This is a genomic window from Methyloparacoccus sp. NF-16 (assembly GCF_056880625.1).
Genome location: NZ_CP174130.1, coordinates 2,456,206 through 2,472,639 on the forward strand (window position 1 = coordinate 2,456,206; position 16,434 = coordinate 2,472,639).

Genomic DNA, 16,434 nt, shown 5'->3' on the forward strand with positions numbered 1-16,434 from the left:
CAAGTCCGCGCATCGGAAATGCCAGAATAATGTGGCCGGATCAGGGTGGCGCATGCGACCCTCTTCCGCCCACGCAATCGATAGACCGCACACACGGAGCATCATGAGTCTCAAAGCCAGCCTTGTTCGTACCGCCGTCAAATGGACCCCGAAAGCCCTGATGCTCTGGGTGGGAAACCGGGTTCTCACGGGCATTGCCCGGTTGGGCGACATCCAGATCGATCTCGACCACCGCCAGATTTACGTGCGAACCACCCTGGTCGGCGAGGCCGAGCCCATCGAAGTCTGGCTGGAGGATTTTGCCGTCGGCCACGATGGACAAACGCATTACGCGATCCTGCGGCAGGCACGCGCCAACAAGCCTTGGCTCACCAACCTGCTTGGGCGCATTACCCACCGGGCCTTCCCGATCCCCGAACTGCCGCAGCTGCGCCCGCATATGGCTCTGGTGACGGAACTGCTCAAGGAGCAGCCCGGCGCTCCGCTCCGCCTTCGATAGCCTCCGGGACCATGGGAAGACAAGCTCGCCCGCGCAGCCCCCTCGGGTGGCTGGCGGGAGCGCTGACACTGCTTCTGAGCCTGCCCGCGCAGGCCGACGAGGATGAGGGCTATATCAACCTGTGCCTGACTGCCTGGGGCGATCATCCGTTCAAGGGCATCCCGCACTACCAAAAATACTCACCGATCGTCAACATTTTCGGTATCGGCCAGAACACCGACGATCTGGCCGCAACCCGGGAACCGGCGCTGGTGCTGATCGACACCGGTGTCAACCTGATGGGCGGGACCACCATCCGCCTGCTGAACCCGAACGGCTGGTACTGCTTCCGCTCCAACATCAACATCATGGGCAAGGTCACCATCAAGGCCCATTGCAACGCGCACATTGCCTCTGCCAGCGAGGGACTGACCTTCCTCGGCGAGGATCAGCACAACCAGAGCACGACGGTCATGGGCTTGACCCATGTGGAACTCATCGGCTGCGAGGAACCCGGCGCAACCCAGGGCAGGCATGGCGATGAGCAGCCACGCCGCCGCCAGCGGCAAACGCACGGGCGCGCGGCGGAAACCAGCGATGCAGAGTGATCGTACCAGCCTATCCGGCAAGAGCGGCAATTCCTGCCGTCAACGCCCCTGGGCCAGGCCTTCCCCGCCCAGCAATTCCGGCCCCGGCGGCGCCCATTGCAAATTGATGGCATCGTTGCCATGGAGGCGGATCAGCTCCATGACTGACCCGTCCTCCTCCTGGGCATCGTTGATGCCATACATGAAGTCGTAGTAGTCATGGTCCTTGCCCAGCCAGCGAGTCCTGGCCACGACGAAGAACTCGCCATTGCCGACATTGGCAAAGCTGAAATCGCCATCCTCGTCGCAACGCGTGGTGCGGGTGGTCGCATAGAACGGCTCGGCGCCAACGAACTTGATCTCCGGTTCGCGACTATCCATGCGATAGGCGGCATTGATCGTTCCATAACGACCCGTATCGAGCTGATAGAACTGCCTGGCCCACTCCCGCGCATAGGCCGTGGCCGGCACCAGACTGACCACGTTGTTGGCGCAGGTCACCAGCGTGCCGCTGGCCAGGCCAACCATGATGCGGCCGCTGACCTGATTGGTGCCCGGCGCCAGCATGGCGCTCGCCTTGGCTGAATCGAACGGCACATCGATGCGGGCAGGCTGCTGACTGGCGCAGGCCGCGAGTGTCAGTGTCAGCACCACCATCGCGAGGCAGAGAGGCTTGTTCATGGCTGTTCCTTGGCAAGGAGAGGGAAAGACCCTGAATTCTGACAAAACCCGGACAGGAAGGCACCTGCCCTGCGCCGACTGGCACGCCCCGTGCGTATGGTGCCCACCTGCGGAAGGCGGGCGACCGACACCCGGTCCTCGCAGGGGAATCCAGCATGCTGATCATCCCAGCCACGGCCGGAACTTTCCCGAAACCCTGCTCTTCCAAGGGCCGTTCGCTCGGTTACCTGGACAGGCAATAACAAGACAGGAGAGGCAGGGAATCAACCATGAACACCAAAAAGGACCGACTCATCACCCGCGAGCTGCTCGATTGCTATCGCCGTGACATTTATAGCTCCCACCCGGTTTTCTCCGATCGGGCCAAACAGTCACTGAAAGAGTGCATCGAACGCGGCGGTGACTTCGACTGTGAAGCCACCCGCATCAACGCCATCAATCTTTACAGCACACTGGCCGAGCAGTCCTGAAAGCCCGATTGGAGCCCTGATCCCGCGTGACCCGGCGTCTTCGATCCGGGTCGCCCAACCATTGCCTTTGTCGGGTTTTCGCTAGAATGCCCTCCACGCGACCCCGGGTTTCGCACGGGGTCCAACAATGTGGAGGACACGATGAGTCTGGAGGTTTTGCAAACTTTCGCCATGAGCCGCTGGACGGCGCCCTTCGAGGGCATTCCGCAGGGTGGGCTGGAGGGGCAGATGGAAAGCGGCAGGGTCTTGTATTTCCCATCCCTGAGTTTCGCCCTGGAGAATGGCGAACAGCGCTTTCTGGCAGAGCATTGGGCGGACATCAAGGCCAAGAACATCAGCTACCGCGGTACCGATCAGCCCTTGCGCGGCGCACTCGGAAACGCCAAGGATCTGGCGGAGCTGCGGGCCATGCTGGCGCGGTTCGCCGAGCAGTCCGAATCCCTGGTGCACGGCCTGTTCCCACGCTACCGACCGCACCTGCGACGCGGCTTCACGTCCTACCGAACCGCACAGGTGGAGGCCCGCGTCACCAGCTGGCGAAAGGACGACACCCGGCTACATGTCGATGCCTTCCCCTCCAACCCGACCGGCGGTCTGCGCCTCCTGCGGGTATTCACCAACCTCAATCCGTTCGGCAGACCGCGGGTCTGGCGTGTGGGGGAGCCTTTCGCCGCCCATGCCGCCCGGTTTCTGGCGCAGGCCAGGAAACCCTGCCCACTGTGTGCCTGGGGGCTGGAAAAACTGGGCTTGACCAAGTCGCGCCGCACCGCCTACGACCACTACATGGGACAGTTGCATGACCTGGGCAAGGCCGACCTCAATTACCAGCGCAATTCCCCGCAGACAACCGTCGAGCTGGCCGCCGGCAGCACCTGGGTGGTCTTCTCCGACCAGGTTCTGCACGCCGTCATGGCTGGCCAGTACCTGCTGGAGCAGACGTTCTACCTGGACCCCCTGAACCTGGTCGAACCGGCATCGGGACCTCTCGCCATACTCGAGGGGCTGACCGGCCGCCCACTGCGCACCTAGCGCCAAACCCCTCCTCCTCCCCCCTAGCCCGGAAGCCGCATGTTCCAGAAACCCGCCGACACGCAGACACCTATCCTCGAACCCCTGGCCCAGCGCTGGAGTGGCCGCGCCTACGATCCGGCCCGGCCGGTCGAACGCAGCCAACTGTTGGCAGTCCTCGAAGCGGCTCGCTGGGCGCCCTCCTGTTTCGGCTACCAGCCGTGGCGGCTGCTGATCTGGAATCGCACCGAGGACGACGGAAGCTGGCAGCAGGCTTTCGCCTGCCTGTCAGAAGGCAATCGCGCCTGGGCCGGGCAGGCGCCGCTACTGTTGCTGGCCTGCGCCGAAACCCAGTTCGCCGATGGCCGGCCCAATCGCTGGGCGCAATACGACACGGGTGCGGCGATGATGAGCCTGTCCGTCCAGGCAACCGCCCTGGGCCTCATGGTGCACCAGATGGGAGGATTCGATGCCGGCCGCATCCGCGAGCAATTCGCCATCCCGGATACCTTCGACTGCATCGCCATGTTGACGCTGGGTTATCAGGTCCCGAGGGACCTGATCCCCGCCGAGCTGCAGGAGAGGGAACTGGCCCCGCGCTCGCGCCGGCCACTGGGCGAATCGTTCTTCGAGCATCGCTGGGGCGCGGCACTGAAAACCTGACCCGGGAGCAAGACTGGTTCGCCGCCATCTCGGATCTGCCATCGGCGCATGGGGGACGTCACTACGGGATCCCTCCATCCCTTGCCCGGCTCGATGAAGCTGATAGCGGCGCCGGCAGGCCCGGCTTTCCGCGGATGCGTCCCGCGGCCTGGCAATGCCTTCCGCGATCCCCCGGTCGCTTGCAGGCTTTTTTCCATCCAACCACCCGCTCCACGCCCGTTAGCCGAAACACGATGTATTCCGCCCTGTTCAACCGCATTCTGGCCGGTCTTTCCGTTCGCGTCCCCGCAACCGGTCTTGGCCTGTTCCGGGTGGCCTTCGCCCTGGTAGCGCTGCAGGAGATCCTGTTCCTGTTCCATTTCCGGCACCTGATCTTCGACCCTGTGCCCTACCTGGACAGGGCATCGCCGGTGCTGCACGTGCTGCTGCTGGCGTGGATGGCGGTCGCGGCCTGCCTGGTGGTGGGGTATCACACGCGCCGCATGGCGGTCGTCAACTACCTGTTCTGGGTGACCTTCGTCGTCTTCACACCGATGTGGCAGGATTTCGATGGCGGCTTTGACCAGTTGATGACCGGCAGCAGCTTCCTGCTGATCTTCCTGCCCGCCGAACGGGCCTGGTCACTGGACAATCTGCGCTGGGCCTGGCGCTATTCGGTGCCGGGGCACCGCTACACGCCGCCCCGTACGGTCCCGCTTCTGGCCTATGTCCTGCCGCTGGCCGTGACGCTGGGACTGGTGTACTTCGACTCCGGGCTACACAAGCTGGCAGCGGAATTCTGGCGCAACGGCATGGGCGCCTGGCTGCCGCCCACCATGCCCTATTACATGTCGCCACTGGACATGAGCTGGCTGCTCAACCGGAAATGGCTGGAAATGGCCATCGGTTACAGCGTGATCGGCTTTCAGCTGATATTCGTGTTCCTGTTCTGGTTCCGGCGCTTCCGCATCCCCCTGCTGCTGATGGGGGCCAGCTTTCACATCGGCATCATCCTGTCGCTGAACGTCTACCCGTTCGGTTTCGCGATGCTGGTGCACTATCTGCTGCTGGTACCGTTTCGCTGGTGGCGCACCCTGGGCCATTGGATACGGACGCCGGCACCGTGCCTGACGGTGTTCTACGATCAGGATTGCCCCCTGTGCAACCGTACCGCGATCTTCGTCGAGCACTTCGACCTGCGCCGCGCCGTGGACTTCCGCGGCCTTCAGAGCCATGCCCACGCCTTTCCCGCACTGGCCGGGATCCCCGAGACAACGCTGCTGACCGACCTCTATGCCCTGGACCGACACGGACGGCTGACCGCCGGTATCGATACCTACCTGCAAATCCTGGGTCAGCTCGGTTATACCGCACCGTTGGCCTGGATCATGCGTCTACCCGGCATTTACCAACTGGCCCGGGCAAGCTACCGGCGCATCGCCGACCAGCGGGAGCGCCTGCCCTGCGGCGAGCATTGCCCGGCGCCGTCCGCACCTGCGGTGGTCGACGAGCGCCCCTTCGCCGGCTTCTATACCCGCTACGCCGGCACCGACCGGCAGATGGCGCGGCGCATCACCAAGGCGCTGGTGCTGGTCGGCATGCTGCAACTCAACAGCACGATCCACTACGGCATCCTCTATCGCTGGGCCGGGACACGTCCCGGCGATCCTGCACTGGCCCTGCTGGATCAGGCCAGCGATGCGGTCATCAACCTGTCGCATGCCTTCCTCGGTATCTCGCCGCACGCCCTGTACCTGCACGATCATTTCGACGGCTACAACACCATCGTCGCCCTGACCTACCGCGATGCCTCGGGCCGGGAAACCTGGCTGCCATTCATCAATCAGGAAGGTCGCCTGCTCTCGCCCAACTGGGGTCGCGTGCAGTCGATGTGGGCCAACGTCGCCATCACCTCGCACATGAGCCGCGACCGGCTGGAGAAATTCGCCAGGAAGATCACCGCGTTCTACGGAACGGCGATGGGCATCGACTTCTCGCAAGCGGAGTTCGTCATCAAGGCGAAGCAGATAACGGTCCCGACCCGCTGGGAATACGACCTCCGCCACCGCAACATGGCGGCACCCTGGCGCGATATCGGCACCCTGACCTGGAGCGCCGAAGGCGTCCGGCTCGAACTCGCCGAACTGCCCGGACCCGGCAGCCATCGTCAGCGGGACACACGGGCATCCGGCATGCCGTTGCGCTAGGGGTGAAGCTGGCGGCGCAGGGCCTCCAGCGCGCTCTCGCTTTTCTCGATCAGCCGGTGGATGGTTTCCGCCATGGGCACCGGGCTCGGCATCGGGCCGCCCTGGACCACCCGGAAAGCGCCGTCGATACTGCCCGTCGCGCACCGCCAAGGCAGCAGTCCCACGTCAGTGGGCGTGAATTCGATCACCGGCATCTCGCCCGTCATGGCAAAGGTTTCGGCCAGGGCGGGCATGTCGATCCGTCCACCGCAGGCAGGTAGCGCCGCCCCCATCAGCATCCACTGAACGGGCACGCCAACCTTGACCACCGGCTGTTCCGCCAGCGGACCGGGCTGCTCGATGAGGGTATGCACCGCCTGACTGCCTGCCGACGGGGCGACACCGTGACCTGCATGCAGGTCGGTGCCACTGTCCAGCATCGCGTAACCGCGCTGCAGCATGATAATGCCCAGCATCACGACGATGACGCCGGAGGCCCGAACCAGCCTGGGTGCGAACTGACGGGACAGGGCGCTGGCAAGAAAGCCGAACCCCACCATCAGGGGTAAGGTGCCCAAGCCGAAGACGAACAGCATCTTGGCGCCCTCGACCGGGTTACCTGTACCGGCCGCCATGACATACATGGCCTGCAGCGGGCCGCAGATGATCATGAGACCATTCAGCAGACCGATCACGAAAGGATTGGTATTGCGTCGCAGGGCTGCGCCCACCCAGCGCATGATGAAGCCGGGCGTGCGGATCTGGAATCGGGCCAGCGGGGCAAAGACACGCAGGGTACCCAAACCGAACAGCACCAGAAAAACGCCCGCCGTCAGCCCGGCCACGCCGCGCATGAAGGGGGTGAAGGTCACGATGGCGCCCAGCGCACCGAACAGTGCGCCGATGACGGTATAGGACAGGGTCTTGCCCACCCCGTAATAGAGGTGCGTCAGATACTTCGCCCGCCCTTCCGCAGCCTGCCTGACCGTGTATCCCACCACCAGGGCACCGCACATGCCGGCACAGTGGAATCCCGTCAGGGTTCCGGCAATGAACAGCAGCGCCAGACTCAGCGGTTGGCCATCCTTGGGGGTCTCGAACTGACTACCGAGGAACTGGCTGAAGTTGAGGATGAAGTAAAGACCCGCAATCAGCAACAGAATGACGAAGAAACGCAAAAGCCGGCCCCAGAGACTCAGCCCCGGGTGATGGGCAGTGTTGGCACTCATTTATCGAATGAGAATGAGGGGAAGATTCGGTGGCCAGAGTGGTGGACCCTGGGCTGCACCGCAGGGGGTCCTTTGCAATTACAGCAGGATACATGCCTGACCTGGCAAATCGAGCAGGGCTGGCTTTTACGGAGAGATCGGCCAGAAATCAAGGCGCCGCTGCGTGATATGCCACAGCCGACTCCGGCATTTCCCACATGTCCTGGATGGACGCGAACGATGTCTGATGGCGGAGGCCGCGCGGGACGCGGCTTTCACGAACTGGCACGGAGGTTGTTTCAACTTGCGCGGCCAATATGCGCTGTCAAACCCCCAACCCCGGAGAGTTCGCTCATGAGTTCCACCAAGGCCCTGATCGCCGCCCCGACCAGTCCCCAGCCCGGCCCCATGCTGCTGGGCACCGGGCTGGCTTTCGCCTCGCTGATCCTGTTGCCGGCTGTTGCCACCCAGCTGGGTATGGGCGCAGCGCTGACCGGTGCCCTGCGCATCGCGCTCATGCGGGCGTCCAGCCGTGTGATAAGTGGCGCCAACGGTTCCGGCGAAACCGCGCCCGCAGGGTTCAGCTGTCATTAACTTTGTTATGAGAACAATATCGTTGCCTCGTTTCAAGCCAAGACCGCTCACCACCCCGCGGCCTTGGAACCAGACGCCGGGGTGATATAAGCTAGAGATGAATTCTGCACCGATCCCATGCCCCTTGCTCTGAGACGGAGGATCCCGCGGTGAATACCGAACCTCGCAACTGCGACCTGTGCCAACTTCCGATCGAGGTTCCCGGCTACGAGTTGAAGACCCTTTCCGGCATCAAGCAATTCTGTTGCGAGGGCTGTCAGGGGATCTGGCAGATGCTGCACGAAGATGAAATCCTCAAGGAGGAGCCCTCCTAGATTTTGCCTTTGATGCCCCCATCCACGCCTCATTTATAATCAGGTAGTGCGCTGACCTGTCTGCCGGCGGCCTTCGACCGGACGAGGATACCGGAAGCACAGGCCCGGCCAGTCACGCGCAGGACCCCTATCACCACCCTGTCAGGAGGGACAATGGCACACGTTCACGGGGCTGCGGCCAAGGCTGCTGCGCATGGCCATGCCGCCATGGGGCATGCTGCGGGCAACATGGGATCCATGATGGCTCCCATGGCGTCCAGCGGTCATGCCATGACAACGGTGGGCAAACATGCCGGCGCAGCGGCTGTCGGCATGGCAGCCGCTGCAAATTCACAAGCGAGGAAAGGTTTCATGAGTATCTTGGCAAGACATCCGTTGCTGGTTTTCGGCCTGGGCGTCGCCGCAGGCTTCTATGCGCACAAATATCGCAAGGAAATCATCGAGTCGGCCACCCGCCTCACCGAGAAGGGCAAGGACTTTGCCTTGAACCAGAAGGAAAACCTGGAAGACCTGGTTGCCGAATGCAAGGAGTGCGCGGATGACGCCGCCTCCGACACCAGTCCAGCCTGACGTTGTCGCTGCCACTGTTCCGGATTGAGTCCGATGTCCATCCTGCGTGAAATCACCCTGCGTTATCGAGCGGAGGGCCATGTGCGCTTCGACCTGCCGAAGAGCCTTTGCGATGCTGCGGTGGCGGCAACCATCGTGAAAGGCCTTGCGGCACGCGAAGGCATCTACCGGGTGGACTTGCAGCCTCGCTCCGGCAAGCTCTCGATCCGCTTCCTGCCGGCGGTCTGCGATATGTCTCAGGTGCTGCAACGCCTGCGCGATGTCATCCTGGCGCAGCCAGTCCCCGCGATCCCCAGGGGTGCGTCGCAGGCCATGGTGGCGCGTGCGAGCTCACGGGCGTTGGCGCTCCCGAGCAACGCCGGGAGCGGATTCAGTCACTGGCTGCGCGAAAAGGTCCGGGAACTGCGGGAAACGCTGATCGCCATGCGCATCCTCGCCAGTCGGGCATTCGGCTCGCTCAACAGCACCCTGACGCAGCGACCACGCTGGGTCAAGGAATTCCTGAACGATCTCCTGATGCTATACCTGATCAAGCTGCACTGGCATCACATCCTCACCGAATGGTTGCCCAACCCCTGGAAACATCGCTACGAGTGGGCCGCCACCCTTTATCTGGTGCATCTGTCGGTTCAGGCCCGCATGGCGCAAAACGCCTGATAACCCTTGCCGGCATCGACTTGCAGGAGTGACGCGCATGGCAACCCCTTCGAACCCTCGTCATTTCCGCATCGAACATCGGCTGCGGCGACGATTGCGCATCGCCGTCCCGGATCTGCGCAAGGATCCGGAGCGGCTCTATGCCCTGGAGATCCTGCTACGCAAGCGCCCGGCGATCCGGGCCGTCCGATCGATTGGGGGGCTGGGCGGGCTGGTGATCGATTACAACCCGACCGGTTTGCCCGAGAGCAACCTCTGCACCCTCCTCGATGCCGTCATCCCCAACCTGGGCAGGGTCCGCCCACCTGCGATAGAGACGCTGGATGCACTCCCCCGCTCCGGCAAGGAGCGGGAGATTCACTTCGCGGTCGAAGGCATCAGTTGCGCCTCCTGCGGCCTGCTGATTGAGCTGATCCTGCGCCGCGACCCACGCGTCCGCCGGGCCACCATCAACCTCGCGTCTGAAACCGGGGTGGTGTTCGGCGACATCCCCCAGGAAGCGGTCTACGAAGCGGTCAACCGGGTGGGTTACAAGGCGCTGCCACTGGATACCGTAGCCCAGCGCAAGGTGCTGATGGAGCGCGAGGAACTGCGCCTGAAGGAAGCCCGGCGACGGGCTGTCATCGCCGCCATCCTGAGCCTTCCGGTCACGGTCATCGCCATGGCAGAATGGCCAGGGCGCTTCTGGCGCTGGACGCAGTTTGTGCTGAGCACACCCATCGTCTTCTGGTCAGGCAAGCCTTTCATCGACAAGGCCGTCAAACTGGCCCGACAGCGCGCGGCCAACATGGACAGCCTGATCGTCCTCGGGGTCGGCGCGGCCTATGTCTACAGCACGGCGGCCCTGTTCTTCCGTCGTCCCTATCTGTATTTCGATGCCGCCTCCGGGATCATCTGCTTCGTGCTGCTGGGCCGTTACCTGGAGGAAAAAGCCAAGGGACGGGCGCATGCCGCCATTCGCCGCTTGCTGGATCTGCAGCCGCAGACCGCCAACCGGGTCCGGAATGGCCAGGTGGTTCAGGTTCCGGTCGACGACCTGGTCATCGGCGATCTGATCCTGATTCGTCCGGGCGACAAGATCCCCACCGACGGCGTGGTGACGGAGGGGCTTTCCACGGTCGACGAGGCCATGCTGACCGGAGAAAGCCTGCCGGTTGTCAAAGGCCCGGGCAACGAGGTGGTGGGCGGCTGCATCAACGGCAATGGCGCCCTTTACGTCCGGGTAACAGCGGTCGGCGCCGACACCGTGCTGGCCGGCATCATCCACATGGTCGATCAGGCCCAGTCTTCCAAGCTGCCAATCCAGAAGACCGTCGACCGTATTTCCGCCGTCTTCGTACCCAGTGTCATGCTGATCAGCGGGGTGACGCTCACCGCCTGGCTGCTGGCTGGTGCCGGATTCACCACCGCCTTCGCCACCGGCATCACCGTCCTGCTGATCGCCTGCCCCTGCGCCCTGGGACTGGCGACACCGGCAGCCATCATGGTCGGTACCGGTCAGGCGGCACAGCGGGGCATCTACATCCGCAACGGCGAGAGCCTGGAAACCGCGACCCACGTCGACACCATCATCTTCGACAAGACCGGTACCATCACCGAGGGCAAGCCCTACGTGACGGATTTCATCAATGTCTCGTCTCTCGGCGAGGAGACCGTACTGGGCCTGGTGGCCTCGGCCGAAATGCGTTCCGAGCATTTTCTCGGCAAGGCACTGGTGGAGTACGCCCAATCCCGCCACTGCCAATGGCCGGACGCCGATACCTTCGAGGCCGTCCCCGGTCGTGGCCTGAGGGCACAGGTCGACGGGCACACCCTGATCGTCGGCAACCTCGCCTGGATGCAGGAACTGGCCATGCCGCTGACCCCGTTCGGGGAACGTCAAAACAGCCTGGCGGCCGATGGCAAGACACCGGTTTTCTGCGTGATCGACGACAAACCGGCCGCCCTCTTCGGCATCGCCGACCGTCCGCGGGAGCAAGCCAGCGAGGCCATCCGCCGGCTCCATGCGCTGGGGGTGGAAACCATCATGGTAACGGGCGATATCGAGGCGGCCGCGCGGTACGTGGCCAAGCGAGTCGGTATCGACCGGATCGTGGCGCAGGCCCGCCCCGAGCACAAGCTGGAGATCGTCCGCAGTCTCCAGGCAGACGGCAGACATGTCGGCATGATCGGCGATGGCATCAACGACGCACCGGCCCTCGCGGCGGCCAACGTCGGTTTTGCCATCGGTACCGGCACCGATGTCGCCATCGAAACGGCAGACCTGACCCTGGTCAACGGTGATATCACCAAGGTTGCCGATGCCCTCGAAATCAGCGGCGAGACACTCAGGATCATCAAGCAGAACCTTGCTTGGGCCTTCGGTTACAACACCCTGGCAATTCCCATCGCTGCCTTCGGCAAGCTCAATCCGATGATCGCCTCGCTGGCCATGGCCTTGAGTTCCGTCTCGGTAGTGATCAACTCACTCCGCCTGCAGCGCAAATAATCATGTCCCGGCCGGGTTGCGCCCCCCAAGCAGCGCAACCCGGCCCGAGGCAAAACGTCAGACCACGCCGTAGATCAACGGCGCCAGCCCAGGGCTCTCCAACCCCTCGATCATCTGGTCCACCAGATGTTCGGCCTGGCGCTTTTCCTCGCGCGAAAGCTCCCGGTAGATGCAGCGATAAATGGCATTGAAAGCCTGTATGTCGTGCTGCGTATAGGGTACTGCCAGGCTACGGTAGAACAGCATCAACTCTTCATAGCCATCGGAATGAAGGGGCCAAACATTGGACTGAACTGACATCGGTTCACCTCATCGAGGGTTCTGGGTTGAAAGACGGCGTATCGCTGAATTTCCAGGAATCAGGCGGTGTCACGAACCACCCGCCCCGTACTCATGCAACGAACAAGCAGATACCATGCCACTCTTGGCCAGCAGGCGGCTAAGCATTTGATAAAGACCATGATGGCAGCTGGAACCGCTTCCGATGACTTCGCCATCGCCAATCCGGGAGCCCGGGAGAGCACCGGAATGCCGTTTTTGGCACACACGATGTGGCATATCCCGCAGCTTGTGAACAAGACCCCGCGCGGCGGGCACCCCTACCCAGCCGCCCCGCTCATGCAAGAATAAACATCTTATAGAACAGCTACTTGAAACCAAAAGGGACGTCAGATGCATGCAGGCCCAGCCAGCCCCCAGATGCGATAGACACGAATCATCCACGATGTTATCCACAGGCACTGCGGGATTGCATCGCCATATCCGCTGAATATGCGCTCTCCGCTCCGGGAGCGATAACAGGAAGCCGGCTATTTTCATATGGCGCTGAAATTGCATCATGATTGGAACGCCTCCTTGCAGACATGCGCCGCGGGGCAGACATCACCATCATCGTTCCGAGGAAGCCCATGGAGAAAAAGAAACCCCACAAGATTGCAATCGGTCACCGGTACGGCCATTGGACCATTCTTAGCGAAGCCCAGCGACTGGGTGGCGATACACGCTACCTCTGCCGATGCGTCTGCGGACTGGAAAAGCACGTTTCGGCCATCACCCTCCGCAATGGCTCCTCCACCAGTTGCGGCTGCCGGCGCGAGGAACGCCCCCCGCGCATCGCCGATTTCGAATTGCAGACGACGCCGCCCGAGATTCAGGAAGTCTTCAACCTGATCAGCGCGGGATGCCTGCCACCTGCCGACCAATTCAGCATGACGGACGGAGCCCCTGCCTGGACTCTGGCGACGATGGCGCGCATCCTGGGTATCGATCGCGACAAACTGATCCAACATCTCTCCGATGCGGGACCGCGCTTCCTGGCGGCATCGCGCGGTAACCTGATCGATTCCCACCCTGCCGCGGTCTGATGCGCAGGCATTGCATGCCGCAGCCCCACCATCCCCGGGCGAATCCTTGAGCCAGCGCCATATCCGCCCCTGTGTGCTGGGCTCGCCGGGAACGGTCCCAGCACATCGCGGCGCATTCCTCGAATTTGGCCCACACGTCACCCAAGTCATCACGGAACCGGTGACCCATTCACAGACCATGTGGCAGAAAAATTATCCGGAATCAAAAAACGCCCTTGACAAAGCTCTGCTTATTCCCCAAAATGCGTAGCTTCACAGCCGATTGAATTAACGGCAAAACCTCATGCCGAGGTGGTGAAATTGGTAGACACGCATGTTTCAGGTACATGTGAGGCGACTCGTGGAGGTTCAAGTCCTCTCCTCGGCACCAAGCTATACTCCGATAGTTTCTCGTCAGAAGCATAAAAACCCGCCGTTTTATACGCGGGTTTTTTTATGCCCGATGATCAGCCCACAATCGATTCACAGGTTTGCGCGCCGCCAGGAAAAACCATACCAGGTGGGCGTGAGCCGTGTCCTTCCCTATTGTGCAGGGACGGATACGTCAAGTGTGGAGATGGAGGCGGTGCCCTCCCGGGAAGGCACCGCAGATCCGGACGGTGCGAGCCGTATCGCCTCAGTCGAAGGGATGCCTCAGAACGATGGTTTCGTTACGATCAGGGCCGGTTGAAAGGATGTCGACCTTGACCCCAACCAGCTCCTCGATGCGCTGGATGTAGTTGCGTGCCTCGATCGGCATACGGTTCAGATCGGTGATCCCTGCCGTGGACACGGACCAGCCCGGCAGGCGCTCCAGCACCGGCTCGCATTGGGCATACGCTTCGGCACCAATCGGAACGCTATCGATATGCTCCCCGCGATACCGATAATGTGTACAGATGGCGAGTTCATCGAGACCATCCAGTACATCGAGCTTGGTGAGACAAAGTCCTGACAGGCTGTTAAGACGCGCCGAGCGCCGCATCAGCACCGCATCGAACCAGCCACAGCGCCGCGCCCGCCCGGTGGTGGCACCGAATTCCGCTCCTCTCGAGGAAAGATGCTGGCCCTGCGCGTCGAACAGTTCGGTGGGAAAGGGACCGTTACCTACCCGGGTGGAATAGGCCTTGGTGATGCCCAGCACGTAATCGAACTCCAGCAGCCCCACACCCGTGCCCGAAGCGGCGCCACCGGCGGTCGTATTCGAGGACGTCACATAGGGGTAGGTGCCGTGGTCAATATCGAGCATGGCACCTTGGGCGCCTTCATAGAGTACATTCTCGCCTGCCGCCCGCAAGCCGTGCAAATCGCCGGCGACATCCCCGAGCATGGGCTTGATTTCCTCACCGATACGTTGCAACTGCGCCAGCGACTCGGCAACGTCCAGCGGTTGCTCACCGAAGTAGCGGCTGAGTACGAAGTTATGGAAATCGAGCAGCTCCCTCAGCCGCCCCTCGAGCAATTCCGGATGGAAGAGATCACCCGCGCGTATGCCGCGCCGGGAGACTTTGTCCTCGTAGGCCGGCCCGATGCCGCGACCCGTAGTGCCGATCGCCTTGGCTCCCCGGGCCTTCTCCCGCGCCTGGTCCAGGGCGACATGGATGGGCAGGATCAAGGCACAGGCTTCGCTGATCACGAGCCGTTCCCGCACCGGGATCCCGGCCCGCTCAAGCACGCCGATTTCCTCCATCAGCGCCTCGGGTGACAGCACGACGCCGTTGGCGATGTAGCAGTTCACGCCCTCGCGCAGAATCCCCGAAGGGATAAGGTGCAGGACCGTCTTCTGGCCGTCGATGACCAAGGTATGGCCCGCGTTGTGGCCTCCCTGAAAGCGCACGACGCCTGCGGCGCGCTCGGTCAGCAAATCGACCAGCTTGCCCTTGCCTTCATCGCCCCACTGCGTGCCGATTACGACGACATTTTTTCCCATGATGCTGTCTTTCTTGTTCTCAATTGGTCGTGGGCGCCGGTTCAACCAGCCGCCATTGTCCGTCCTGCCGGCGAATGGTCCGATGGCCATCCGACCGGGCCGAAATCGCTGGTTCATCCCCGAGTGACTGGATGACCGTCACGCCCCGGTCGCGCAGGGAGCCGATGAGTTCATCAAGCGCAGGGTCGTCCTCCAGCGGCGCGTAAACCGGGTTGGCGCTACCGCCGGGCAGCACCTGTGGAACCGCCAGACGGACCAGGGTCCGCAAATCGGCGCTGAAACCGACGGCGGGACGGGCGCAGCCGAAAACCCGGCCGATGTCATCGTAGCGGCCACCGCGGGCGATCTCCCGGCCCAGCCCTGGCACGAAGGCAGCGAAGACAACGCCGGTGTGGTAGTGATAACCACGCAACTCGGCCAGATCCAGGTTCAGGGGTATACCCGGGAAGCGTCTGGCGAGTCCCTGTGCGATAACCTCAAGCTCATCCAGGGCGATGCGGATCTCGTCGCCCCCCGGCCTGAGCAGCTCTCGCGCCCGCGCCAGAAGGTCCGGGGAGCCGTTGAGATCGAGCAAGGCACGCAGCATCGCGGCTTCCGTCCTGGCGATGCCCAGTTCAAGCAGAAACTGATCCAGGTCGGTGGCATCCTTGCGCTGCAAGGTATCGAAGACCCGGGCTTCCTGCCGGGATGACAGTCCCGCCTGCCGGGCAATCGCGCGATAGACGCCGACATGACCCAAATCCAGATGGATGCCTTCGATGCCGGCAACGGTCAGACTTTCCAGCAGCAGCCGGATGACCTCGATGGCGGCCGCCGTGCCCTCGACGCCATACAGTTCGGCGCCGATCTGCAGCGGATTGCGGCAGGAATCAAGGTGTTCGCTCTGGGCGCGGAATACGGCACCCAGGTAACAGAGCCGCGTGGGGACACCGGGTGCCGCAGTCCTGGCATCGATGCGTGCCACCTGGGGTGTCATGTCGGCCCGCAGGCCAATCAGGCGGCCGCTGGCGGGATCGGCCAGCTTCAGGGTCTGCAAGTCCAGTTCGTGCGCGGTACCGATCAGCAGCGAGTCGAGGAAGTCAACCACCGGCGGCATCACCCGTCGGTAACCCCAGACGGAGAAGCGGTCAAGCAGTCGCCGGGCAAGCTGTTCCAGCGCTTCTGCCTCATCGGGAAAAATCTCTTCAACCCCTTCGGGCAACAGCCAGCGGTCCTGCGGGAGCATGATTCAGGAAAGATCGGATTGGAAGCCAAGAGTGGAATGGTACTGGATGCGCA

At 62.8% G+C, this 16,434-nt stretch carries 17 protein-coding genes and 1 tRNA gene; 13 read left to right on the plus strand and 5 right to left on the minus strand.

The window, feature by feature from the left end; all coding sequences use genetic code 11:
• Positions 1 to 103 precede the first annotated feature (103 nt).
• On the plus strand, positions 104 to 499 hold the full coding sequence (locus ACH5N8_RS11735) for a hypothetical protein (RefSeq protein WP_483281436.1): 396 nt from the start codon (positions 104 to 106) through the stop codon (positions 497 to 499).
• 11 nt (positions 500 to 510) lie between these two features.
• Complete coding sequence (locus tag ACH5N8_RS11740) at positions 511 to 1,086, plus strand: hypothetical protein (protein WP_460026870.1); 576 nt, start codon at positions 511 to 513, stop codon at positions 1,084 to 1,086.
• Positions 1,087 to 1,125: 39 nt separating this feature from the next.
• Here the strand turns inward: ACH5N8_RS11740 and ACH5N8_RS11745 are convergent, their stop codons facing one another.
• Positions 1,126 to 1,746, minus strand: coding sequence for a YajG family lipoprotein (locus tag ACH5N8_RS11745; RefSeq protein WP_460026869.1), 621 nt, complete (start codon positions 1,744 to 1,746; stop codon positions 1,126 to 1,128).
• Between the two features lie 269 nt (positions 1,747 to 2,015).
• On the opposite strand from ACH5N8_RS11745, the gene ACH5N8_RS11750 reads away from it, so the two are divergent.
• The 4 genes from ACH5N8_RS11750 to ACH5N8_RS11765 all read left to right on the plus strand — a co-directional run bounded on the left by ACH5N8_RS11750 (position 2,016) and on the right by ACH5N8_RS11765 (position 6,073).
• Positions 2,016 to 2,216, plus strand: coding sequence for a hypothetical protein (locus ACH5N8_RS11750; RefSeq protein WP_460026868.1), 201 nt, complete (start codon positions 2,016 to 2,018; stop codon positions 2,214 to 2,216).
• Between the two features lie 141 nt (positions 2,217 to 2,357).
• Entirely contained in the window at positions 2,358 to 3,245 is an 888-nt protein-coding gene (gene kdoO / locus ACH5N8_RS11755; RefSeq protein ID WP_483281437.1) for a Kdo hydroxylase KdoO, read from the plus strand.
• A 39-nt stretch (positions 3,246 to 3,284) separates the two neighbouring features.
• Positions 3,285 to 3,887 (plus strand): nitroreductase family protein, encoded by a 603-nt coding sequence (locus ACH5N8_RS11760; RefSeq protein WP_483281438.1) that lies wholly within the window; start codon positions 3,285 to 3,287, stop codon positions 3,885 to 3,887.
• 233 nt (positions 3,888 to 4,120) lie between these two features.
• Positions 4,121 to 6,073 (plus strand): DCC1-like thiol-disulfide oxidoreductase family protein, encoded by a 1,953-nt coding sequence (locus ACH5N8_RS11765; protein ID WP_483281439.1) that lies wholly within the window; start codon positions 4,121 to 4,123, stop codon positions 6,071 to 6,073.
• Here the strand turns inward: ACH5N8_RS11765 and ACH5N8_RS11770 are convergent.
• Positions 6,070 to 7,281 carry a sulfite exporter TauE/SafE family protein gene (locus tag ACH5N8_RS11770; RefSeq protein ID WP_483281440.1) on the minus strand — a complete coding sequence of 404 codons (1,212 nt, stop codon included), beginning with the start codon at positions 7,279 to 7,281 and terminating at the stop codon, positions 6,070 to 6,072. The genes ACH5N8_RS11765 and ACH5N8_RS11770 overlap by 4 nt on opposite strands.
• A 333-nt stretch (positions 7,282 to 7,614) precedes the next feature.
• On the opposite strand from ACH5N8_RS11770, the gene ACH5N8_RS11775 reads away from it, so the two are divergent.
• From ACH5N8_RS11775 to ACH5N8_RS11795, 5 genes are all read left to right on the plus strand, one after another.
• Entirely contained in the window at positions 7,615 to 7,854 is a 240-nt protein-coding gene (locus ACH5N8_RS11775) for a hypothetical protein (protein ID WP_460026863.1), read from the plus strand.
• Positions 7,855 to 8,003: 149 nt separating this feature from the next.
• Positions 8,004 to 8,168, plus strand: a complete 165-nt coding sequence (locus ACH5N8_RS11780) for a heavy metal translocating P-type ATPase metal-binding domain-containing protein (RefSeq protein WP_483281441.1) — start codon at positions 8,004 to 8,006, stop codon at positions 8,166 to 8,168.
• A 153-nt stretch (positions 8,169 to 8,321) separates the two neighbouring features.
• Complete coding sequence (locus ACH5N8_RS11785; protein WP_483281442.1) at positions 8,322 to 8,738, plus strand: hypothetical protein; 417 nt, start codon at positions 8,322 to 8,324, stop codon at positions 8,736 to 8,738.
• Positions 8,739 to 8,771: 33 nt separating this feature from the next.
• On the plus strand, positions 8,772 to 9,395 hold the full coding sequence (locus ACH5N8_RS11790) for a cation transporter (protein WP_483281443.1): 624 nt from the start codon (positions 8,772 to 8,774) through the stop codon (positions 9,393 to 9,395).
• 37 nt (positions 9,396 to 9,432) lie between these two features.
• The gene (locus tag ACH5N8_RS11795; protein ID WP_483281444.1) at positions 9,433 to 11,883 is read left to right on the plus strand and encodes a heavy metal translocating P-type ATPase; all 2,451 of its coding nucleotides are present in this window, start codon (positions 9,433 to 9,435) and stop codon (positions 11,881 to 11,883) included.
• 57 nt (positions 11,884 to 11,940) lie between these two features.
• Here the strand turns inward: ACH5N8_RS11795 and ACH5N8_RS11800 are convergent, their stop codons facing one another.
• Positions 11,941 to 12,129, minus strand: a complete 189-nt coding sequence (locus ACH5N8_RS11800) for a hypothetical protein (protein WP_483281445.1) — start codon at positions 12,127 to 12,129, stop codon at positions 11,941 to 11,943.
• A gap of 662 nt (positions 12,130 to 12,791) precedes the next feature.
• Between ACH5N8_RS11800 and ACH5N8_RS11805 the strand changes: the two genes are divergently transcribed.
• Together ACH5N8_RS11805 and ACH5N8_RS11810 are read left to right on the plus strand one after the other, a co-directional pair.
• Positions 12,792 to 13,247 (plus strand): hypothetical protein, encoded by a 456-nt coding sequence (locus ACH5N8_RS11805; RefSeq protein ID WP_460026857.1) that lies wholly within the window; start codon positions 12,792 to 12,794, stop codon positions 13,245 to 13,247.
• Between the two features lie 285 nt (positions 13,248 to 13,532).
• Positions 13,533 to 13,617, plus strand: a tRNA-Leu gene (locus ACH5N8_RS11810).
• Positions 13,618 to 13,863: 246 nt separating this feature from the next.
• Here the strand turns inward: ACH5N8_RS11810 and ACH5N8_RS11815 are convergent.
• Positions 13,864 to 15,156: an adenylosuccinate synthase gene (locus ACH5N8_RS11815; RefSeq protein WP_483281446.1), complete on the minus strand. Its 1,293-nt coding sequence runs from the start codon at positions 15,154 to 15,156 to the stop codon at positions 13,864 to 13,866.
• Positions 15,157 to 15,175: 19 nt separating this feature from the next.
• Positions 15,176 to 16,381 carry an ATP phosphoribosyltransferase regulatory subunit gene (locus ACH5N8_RS11820; RefSeq protein ID WP_483281447.1) on the minus strand — a complete coding sequence of 402 codons (1,206 nt, stop codon included), beginning with the start codon at positions 16,379 to 16,381 and terminating at the stop codon, positions 15,176 to 15,178.
• Between the last annotated feature and the right edge of the window lie 53 nt (positions 16,382 to 16,434).